At 60.1% G+C, this 8,721-nt stretch carries 8 protein-coding genes and 1 riboswitch; of the genes, 4 read left to right on the top strand and 4 right to left on the bottom strand.

All coding sequences use genetic code 11. The features are described 5' to 3' along the window. The coding region (locus HMPREF2849_RS10685; protein WP_371440747.1) for a transposase at positions 1-428 on the top strand (428 nt) is incomplete at its 5' end. 358 nt (positions 429-786) lie between these two features. Here HMPREF2849_RS10685 and HMPREF2849_RS10680 read toward each other — a convergent pair. Then, entirely contained in the window at positions 787-942 is a 156-nt protein-coding gene (locus HMPREF2849_RS10680; RefSeq protein ID WP_210401351.1) for a hypothetical protein, read from the bottom strand. A gap of 171 nt (positions 943-1,113) precedes the next feature. Beyond that, positions 1,114-2,565: a glyceraldehyde-3-phosphate dehydrogenase gene (locus HMPREF2849_RS10675; RefSeq protein WP_049172209.1), complete on the bottom strand. Its 1,452-nt coding sequence runs from the start codon at positions 2,563-2,565 to the stop codon at positions 1,114-1,116. A gap of 183 nt (positions 2,566-2,748) precedes the next feature. Here HMPREF2849_RS10675 and HMPREF2849_RS10670 point away from each other — a divergent pair, with 183 nt between their 5' ends. The 3 genes from HMPREF2849_RS10670 (at position 2,749) to HMPREF2849_RS10660 (ending at position 7,112) form a co-directional block, all read left to right on the top strand. Beyond that, positions 2,749-3,642 carry a Cof-type HAD-IIB family hydrolase gene (locus tag HMPREF2849_RS10670; RefSeq protein WP_070545969.1) on the top strand — a complete coding sequence of 298 codons (894 nt, stop codon included), beginning with the start codon at positions 2,749-2,751 and terminating at the stop codon, positions 3,640-3,642. A 98-nt stretch (positions 3,643-3,740) separates the two neighbouring features. Beyond that, positions 3,741-5,387, top strand: coding sequence for a peptide chain release factor 3 (locus HMPREF2849_RS10665; protein ID WP_048733924.1), 1,647 nt, complete (start codon positions 3,741-3,743; stop codon positions 5,385-5,387). A 24-nt stretch (positions 5,388-5,411) separates the two neighbouring features. Beyond that, positions 5,412-7,112: an FUSC family protein gene (locus HMPREF2849_RS10660; RefSeq protein ID WP_049189553.1), complete on the top strand. Its 1,701-nt coding sequence runs from the start codon at positions 5,412-5,414 to the stop codon at positions 7,110-7,112. Here HMPREF2849_RS10660 and HMPREF2849_RS10655 read toward each other — a convergent pair. Beyond that, positions 7,109-7,768 (bottom strand): hypothetical protein, encoded by a 660-nt coding sequence (locus HMPREF2849_RS10655; RefSeq protein WP_016423226.1) that lies wholly within the window; start codon positions 7,766-7,768, stop codon positions 7,109-7,111. The genes HMPREF2849_RS10660 and HMPREF2849_RS10655 overlap by 4 nt on opposite strands. A 10-nt stretch (positions 7,769-7,778) precedes the next feature. Next, positions 7,779-8,498: a nicotinamide riboside transporter PnuC gene (gene pnuC / locus HMPREF2849_RS10650; RefSeq protein ID WP_070834110.1), complete on the bottom strand. Its 720-nt coding sequence runs from the start codon at positions 8,496-8,498 to the stop codon at positions 7,779-7,781. A 10-nt stretch (positions 8,499-8,508) separates the two neighbouring features. Next, positions 8,509-8,678: riboswitch (FMN riboswitch) on the bottom strand. Positions 8,679-8,721: the final 43 nt, after the last annotated feature.

Below are 8,721 nucleotides of genomic sequence, written 5' to 3'. Positions count from 1 at the left end.
CCGCCGCAGGTCGAGGCCGGGTCCTGAAGTGGATGCGCAACCGCGCCAAGAAGGCCCCTGCTGCCCTGGTTGACGCATTTTTCGCCGCCCTTGCCGAGCGAACTGTCACGGTACCCGGCACTGCGGCAGCAGAATTGGTCATTCCCCAGCTGGCGGCGAACATCAAAGCGCTTCAAGCACAGCGCGACACGATTGCCGGACAAGTCGAGGAGATGCTTGAATCGTTCCCTCTTGCCCAGGTCTTGATGTCGATGCCCGGCGTAGGCATCAAGACCGCCTCTAACATCGTGTTGTCCATCGGCGATTGCCAGGACTTCGCCGACGCCGCGCACTTGGCCGCTTACGCCGGCATCGCGCCGACCACCCGGCAGTCGGGTACGTCGGTCCGCGGCGAGTTTCCCACCAGGGCCGGCAATAAACAGTTGTAAAACGCGATGTTTCAATCGGCGTGGATCGCGTCGAACTGCCATCCTGCATCGCGCGACTACTACCTGCGTAAACGGACTGAAGGACAGAAGCACAATGCCGCGGTGATGCGGCTTGCCCGGAGCCGCTGCAACGTCATCTATGCCCTGTTGACTCGGCGTGAGTTCTTCCGAGAAATCCCTGCTAGAAACATCGCCACGGCTGCGTAGGCCGCTGCGCTGATCACCGCCGGCCCGCACGATGCGGACCGGCGATCAGTCACGGCTACACCCCCATACGATGTACGTGAAAGTCCCGCCTGACTGTTGACAATCCACATAGGGCCCCCCACGCGGATCGGGACCGAGTGGCGGCCGTCACCTAGACGCCGAACAGGGCCACTTCCGCCGAGCCGTATTCGACGATCCCGAAATCACTTTCCCGGATCTTCATCCCCCGCCGGTGCTCGATGTCGCCGGAGGCCCGGAACTGGAGGCCGAAAACCAGATCCTCGTCGCCCAGTTCCGGCAGGTTCACAATCCTCACCAACTCGAACGGCTCATACGCGGAATCCAGGTCGTCGTCGATGGACAGGAAAATCTCTCCGCCCCGTCCGGCACGTCGACGAGCGCCTCAACCCCCGTGGTTTTGGAGGGGGGGGGAAGAGGGCGTTCGAGGGCTCAGCAGCTCAAGCTCAGGTCCGCCGCCTTAGAGCTCGTCGATGTGCTTGCGCTTCGGGTAGACCCGCGGACGAGCGCCTGCGATCTCCTCAGCAATGCGGATGACCTGGTTGGAGTAACCGAACTCGTTGTCGTACCAGACGTAGAGCACCAGGTGCTTACCGTTGGCGATGGTAGCCAGACCATCGACGATGCCAGCATGGGTGGAGCCGACGAAGTCGGTGGAAACCACTTCCGGGGAGTGGATGTAGTCAATCTGCTGGCGCAGAACGGACTTGAGGGAAACCTCACGCAGGTAGTTGTTGACTTCGTCGCGGTCGACCTCAGTGTCGAGGGTCAGGTTCAGCACCGCCATGGAAACGTCCGGGGTGGGAACGCGGATGGCGTTACCGGTCAGCTTGCCCTCGAACTCCGGCAGAGCCTTGGCGACGGCCTTTGCGGCACCAGTCTCAGTGAGAACCATGTTCAGGGTGGCTGCGCGACCACGGCGGGAACCCTTGTGGAAGTTGTCAATCAGGTTCTGGTCATTGGTGAAGGAGTGGACGGTCTCGACGTGACCGAACTCGACACCCCACTTGTCATTGACGACCTTCAGCACCGGGGTGATGCCGTTGGTAGTACACGAAGCTGCCGACAAAATGTTGTCAGATTCCTCGATGATGTTGTGGTTGATTCCGTAGACGATGTTCTTCACATCGCCCTTGCCCGGCGCGGTAAGCAGAACCTTGGAAACACCCTTGGACTGAAGGTGCTGTGACAGTCCCTCGCGGTCACGCCAACGACCGGTGTTGTCGATGACAATCGCATCGTTAATGTCGTAGGCGGTGTAGTCAACAGTTGCCGGGTCATTGGAGTAAATGACCTGAATCGGGGTGCCATTTGCCCAAATAATGTTGTTTTCGCGGTCAACCGAGATGGTGCCGTCGAATGCACCGTGGACGGAGTCACGGCGCAGCAGCGAAGCACGCTTGACAATGTCGTCCTCACCATTCTGGCGAACCACAATAGCGCGCAGGCGCGGGCCGTTGAACAGTGCCTCACGAGCCAGCAGAATGCGAGCCAGCAGACGGCCGATGCGGCCGAAACCGTAGAGGACAATGTCGGTCTTCGGGGTCTGTGTCCCGGCACCGATGACGTCGGCAAGCTCACGCTCGAGGAATGCGCGCAGATCGCCGCCTTCCTCTTCGAAGCTGGTAGCCAGGGCGCCCAGGTCAATGGAGGCGGTGCCGAGATCCATCTTCACCAGTTCCTGCAGAATCGGCAGGGTCTGACTCAGGGGCAGCTCCTGCGAGGTGATGCGACGGGCGTAGCGGTGCGACTTAATGATGCCGGTCTCGGTAACGTTTTCCAGTCGGCGGCCGAAGATTGAAGTCACGACATCATTGTTGCGGCGCAGTTGTCCCAGGAGGGGGATCATCTGCTCTGCAAGGCTGATGCGCTCATTCCAGTCATTGCGCTTGATGGGGGCCGAATCCGACATAAATCCTCCTGGCTTAAATGAGTATGAGTTCCCCCTCAAAATACCCCGCACACGCTATTCACCGGCTATCGCCCTCAACTGGGTACCCCGTATTGTGGCCCAGCTTTCACCCAATCGGGGGAGACACCGGGAGACACCTCAAGGAAGAAAATTGAACCCTACTTACCCGTTAGAATAAGAGCCATGACGGAACCCCTGGATATCCAGCAGCAATCTCCCGCCCAGCCGCCATACCGCCTTGTAGTCACGGATATGGACGGGACTCTACTAAATGAAGACAAGGAAATCCCGGAGTCCTTTTGGCCGGTAGTCACGGAGCTGCTCGACCGCGGTGTCCACTTCGCTCCCGCGTCGGGCCGCCAGTACGCAACTCTGGCCGACCAGTTCGCCCCCATTGCACACCGCATCCCAATCATTGCGGAAAACGGCAACTATGTCGCGGATGCGGGCGAGGTGGTTTCGGTTACCAGTATCGACCACGACATCGTCACTCAGTTGGTACACGCGATCCGCCAGTTCAACGACAACCGTGTGGCGGCGGGCCGTACTCCCCTGTCGGTTATTATCTGCGGCGCTGCCAGCGCATACGTGGAGTTTTTCCCGCCGCATTTCAATATTCCGGAGGAAGTTCAGCAGCTGCAGTTCAACGAGGCCGCCAAGTACTACCTGAAGCTGCAGAAGGTCGATGATGTCATCGCCGCTGCCGCCGAGGACGGCATCGTCAAAATTGCCGCCTTTGATCCTTACTCCGTCGAAGAGGAATCGGCCGATTACCTGCGTTCCCAAAGCTCGCACTTGCGCGCGGTAGTCTCCGGTGCCCACTGGGTCGACCTCATCGATGCCAACACCAACAAGGGCACGGCACTCGCCGCCCTGCAGGAGGCCCTAGGTGTCTCTCCTGCCGAAACTGTCTGCTTCGTTGACTACCTGAATGATCTCGAGCTCATCGACCACGCAGGCCGTTCGTTTGCCATGTCCAACGGTCACCCGGAAATCAAACGCCGCGCCACCGACATCGCACCGTCGAACGCGGAGGAAGGCGTCATCACGACGCTGCGCGAGCTGTTCAACCTCTAACTGCAATTGACCCCTTACCCCACTGGAGCGGTAAGTTAGAAAGGTTGAACCCGATTCCCTTATTCCGATTTTCTTTTTAAGGAAAGCGTAGTTTCCCTGTGACCACTCTCGCCGAAGAAGCCGCACGCCGCCGCACATTCGCCGTCATCGCACACCCGGATGCCGGTAAGTCCACGCTCACCGAGGCGCTGGCGCTGCATGCTCATGTCATTAACGAAGCCGGTGCTGTCCACGGCAAGGCCGGCCGCAAGTCGACTGTGTCCGACTGGATGGACATGGAGAAGGATCGCGGCATCTCGATTGCCTCTTCCGCGCTGCAGTTCGAGTACCAGCCAGAGGGGCACGACGGCGAGCCGTACATGATCAATCTCGTCGATACGCCTGGTCACGCTGATTTCTCCGAGGACACCTACCGTGTGCTCACCGCTGTCGACGCCGCTGTCATGCTTGTCGACGGTGCCAAGGGTCTCGAGCCTCAGACGTTGAAGCTGTTCCGGGTTTGTAAGTCCAACGGAATTCCCATCGTCACCGTCATCAACAAGTGGGACCGCCCGGGTAAGGCTCCCCTGGAGTTGATGGATGAGATTGTCGCGGAGATTGGCCTGCAGCCGACTCCGCTGTACTGGCCAGTCGGTGAGGCCGGCGACTTCCGCGGTCTGCTGGAGCGTGGTGAGGACGGCGAAGCCAAGCAGTTCATCGGCTTCGAGCGCACTGCCGGTGGCGCCACTATTGCCGCTGAGCGTCACCTCACCCCAGATGAGGCCGCCGCAGAGCAGGGCGACGCCTGGGAGACGGCAGCCGAGGAGTCCGAACTGCTCTCCGCCGATAGCGCTGACCACGACCAGGAGATGTACCTCGCTGGCGATACCTCTCCGGTGATTTTCGCCTCCGCCATGCTGAACTGGGGTGTCCACCAGATCCTGGACACTCTCTGCGAGCTGGCTCCGGCACCTGGCGCCCGCGAGTCCGACCCGGCTGCAGTTGCCGCTGCGGCGGCTGGCGGCCAAGGGGCTATCGTCGAAAAGCGCGAGCCGACGGATGATTTTTCGGGCGTCGTGTTCAAGGTGCAGGCGGGTATGGATACGCACCACCGCGACAAGCTGGCCTTCATGCGCGTTGTCTCTGGCGAGTTTGACCGCGGCATGCAGGTCACGCATGCGCAGTCGGGACGTACTTTCTCCACAAAGTATGCTTTGACCGTTTTCGGCCGGACACGTTCGACTGTGGAGACGGCTTACCCGGGCGACATTGTCGGCCTGGTCAATGCGGGTTCACTGGCGCCGGGTGACACGATCTACGAGGGCCGCAAGGTTCAATTCAAGCCGATGCCGCAGTTCGCGCCCGAGCACTTCCGCACTCTGCGCGCCAAGAGCCTGGGCAAGTACAAGCAGTTCCGTAAGGCTGTCGATCAGCTCGATGCCGAGGGCGTGGTGCAGATTCTGCGCAACGATGCCCGCGGCGATGCCGCCCCGGTGATGGCCGCGGTCGGCCCGATGCAGTTCGAGGTCATGATGGCACGCATGGAAAACGAGTACAACGTCGAGACCATCGCCGAGCCGATCCCCTACTCCGTCGCCCGCCGCACGGACGAAGAGACCGCGCCTGAGCTGGCAAAGCAGCGCGGCGTGGAGATCTTCACGCGTTCCGACGGCGCCCTCATCGCGCTCTTCGGGGACAAGTGGAAGCTGTCCTTCATTGAGAAGGAGCACCCGGAGTTCACGCTCGAGACGCTGGTCGCGGACTAGAGTTTTAAGGAGATTTCACCAACATTGAGCCAAACGGTTGAGCTTCCTCCACAACCAAGTGCATGGCAGCTTTTTACTGCCTTCCACTCCCGTGCGCAGAGATGGCCAGGTGCCCTCCGCGCAGCACTCGCGCTATTCCTGCCGGGTGCCGTGGCACTTCTCACCGGACATGGCTCGGAGATGCTCCTTATCGCCGCTGGTGGTTGCGTGGTCATCTATGGCGAAGGCCACCCCTACCGCAGCCGTCTGCGCGTGATGGCCATCGCCGGGCTATGCTTGATCGCCGGAGTTATGTCCGGCAGTTTTGTCGGCTCGGTGGTCCACAGTGAGATCGCTTCCGGCGGCAGCAATCTATGGCTGCTGCTCATCGCACTTTTTACCACGGCGTTGGCCACCATCGGCGCTTTTATTCAAAACGCACTGCGCCTGCCACCGCCAGGTTCATTCTTCATTGTGATGGTCTCCGGCGGCACAACAATGATCGCCCGCCTCGGCTTCAACCCGGTGGAAACCGCCATGTGGGCTACCGTTGGCGTGCTTTCCGCGATAGTCATCGGCATGGCACCGCGGTTGTGGAATCCGCATGGCCCCGAGATGGCGGCTGTCGAATCCCTTGAATCAGCCATCGACGCGATGGAAAAGTCAGACTCGACATCGTTCGCCGTTCATCACCAGGCGCAAACTGCACTCACCGACGCATGGGAATCGCTTGCCGACGCAGGCATCATCCGTGGCAGCAAAATCGTTAAGCCCTCCCACACGGAACTGGTCAACCGTGTCATTGCTGCTCATCAGCGGCTGATTGCTATCCGCACACGCTTGGGCGTGCACGGCAGCGCTGTGGACATCGTGGACACGCCTAACCTCTTCGACGAGACGCAGACAACCATTCCACTCGCGCGACCAAGCGTGAGTTACCGAATCTTCCGCTCTTTCGATCGCTATTCCCATGCGTCGATGACTGCGGCAAAGGTTGCTATTACCGGTGGCTTAGCTGGTCTCATCAGCGTGCTTGTCGGTCTCGACCGGCCTGACTGGGCGGTGGTCAGCGCATTGATGACTCTGCAGTGGGGTCCCGACCGCACCGCTGGTTCGATCCGAGGGATTCACCGCATGGTCGGCTCGATTATCGGCATTTTCCTCTATGCGCTGCTCTTTTCCTTTGGCCTGGACAGCTGGACGCTACTTATCGCGCTTGCAGCCTGCCAATTCGGCGCGGAGATTCTCGTGGTGAAGAACTATGCGCTGACGACGATCGTCACCACTCCGCTGGCGCTGCTGCTGGGCGGAAATGTCGCTGGCGAGCTCGCACCGATTGTGACCGATCGTGTTTTGGAAGTCGGTATCGCCTGCGCGCTGGCTCTCGCTGTCCTGCACTTCTGGCCGACCGAGAGCATTGAGAAGCACTACCTGCGTCATATTCCGCGCTGCTATCGACAGATGGGTGCTCTTCTCGGCGCGCTGCTAACCGGCACTCCGAATCAGGCACTCGATATTCGTCGCGACCTCCAGTACGAGCTGCTCAGCGAGCGCCAGGCCATCTCGTCTTTGGCCACCAACGACCCCAAAATCGCCGCTCCGCACTGGGACGGCCATCGTCGCATTCGCACGGCTGGCTATTTGTTGCTGGACTACTGTCGCACGCATCCGGATATCCGCCCCTCTCACGAGGAGATTTCCAAGCTCGTTGAGGTAGTCCAGGCAGCTAAAGCTGAGGAGCGCTAGTCCTCCGGCAGCGGGGGCTCCTTGCGCAGGTCGCGGGCTGTTGCCCGCCGTACCTCGCGCGGTTCCTCCTCCGAGCCCCGCGAACGGAACTTAGCCGCGATGTCCTTCAGCGAAGACGACAGCGGCGGCAGCTTCTCCAGCGCGTCACGGCCCGCGTCCCACGCGTCGGTAGCAATGTTTTCCGCTTTCCGACGGAACTTGCGGACCTTCTCCTCGCGCTGACGCTTAGTCTCTGCCGCGTCATTTTGCCGCTCGCGCTCACGCTCAAAGGCGGCAACATCGCGGGCCTCCGCGTCGGAAAGCCTCTTTGAAGCGTGTGCAGCGGCGTCCCACGACTCCTCCAGCGACTCCGCGAGGTGCAACATGGCATCGATGCGCTTTTCAACTTCGCGCAACTTCTCGCGGTAGCCCCGTTGAATGTCGTAGCGGCGCATGATGCGGCGGGCACGAGTGGCCTCATTGCGCCAGGTGATGATTGCGCCCTCAGAAATCGACTCATCGACGACGAAACGCATCGTCCACGGGTCGACATCAGCGCTGGCCAGATTGTTGCGTACCCGCTCCTCGCGGTCGAGGACGTCCTGCACGAGACTGCGGGCACGCTCTTCGGCTTGATGGGCGCGGTTGGTACGGGAGTTATCTGGTCGGAAGCTCACCTGGACTATCCTACCGCTCGACTGCTGCCAAAGCCGGTACTTGGTCGGTCTCGGAGCTCTTCTGCTGGTTATTGTCGTGCTGGTGCTCGAGTCGAACCCAGGAGACAAAGCCCCAAATAACGAAGCATCCGTAGAAGAGGTACAGCGCTGCCGACGGGTAGTAGCCACCCTTGAGCAGCAACGGCACTCCCACGGCGTCAACGGCAATCCAGATCAGCCAGAATTCGTTCCAGCCGCGGGCCATGCCCCAGGTCGCTAGCATCGAACCGACGAAAATCCAGGCATCGGCCCATGGCCCCCACGAGCCCAGCATCTCAAAGACATTGGCACAGATCACTGTGGCGAAGATAGCCACGGCAATCATCCCAATGCGTTCCGTTGCCGTCGCCCACCGCGGCTCAATTGCGACCTCATCACCGCTCTGATTGCGGCTCTTGACCCAGCTGAACCACCCGTAGAGACTGATGACGATAAACATGACCTGACGCCCAGCCTGGCCATAGAGATCAAGATTTTGCGGCGTGTGGAAAACTCCGCCGAGGAAGACGGTAAACAGCAAGGCATTTCCGATAATGCCGACCGGCCAAGCCCATACCTTGCGTTTCATACCTAGGAAGGCACACGCGAGGCCAAAGAGGTTACCGACAATTTCTCGAATTAAGATTGGTGCTCCCGCCACACTGAGCTGTGCAGTGAGAAAACCCACCAAAAAATCCGACACGTATTCCACGAATTATTCAACTCCTTCTCTTTCATCCGGACTATGACCGTCGGTTTCGGATTCCAACCGAAATCTGCTTGTCCCCTACCTGATGACCCTTCTGACCACAGGTAGGGCGCTCGTGGACTTGTCTGCGTCAGCCGCAGCATCACCACCGGTGAGGAATTTCACCTCGCCCTGAGAATGCGAGTTCAACGTTAGCACTGTCGCCTTGCGCGCATGTGCATTTTAT

Source organism: Corynebacterium sp. HMSC073B01 (assembly GCF_001838255.1).
GTDB lineage: Bacteria > Actinomycetota > Actinomycetes > Mycobacteriales > Mycobacteriaceae > Corynebacterium > Corynebacterium jeikeium_D.
Note: the sequence above shows the minus strand (reverse complement) of the source record. Positions and strands in the feature narration are given on the sequence as shown.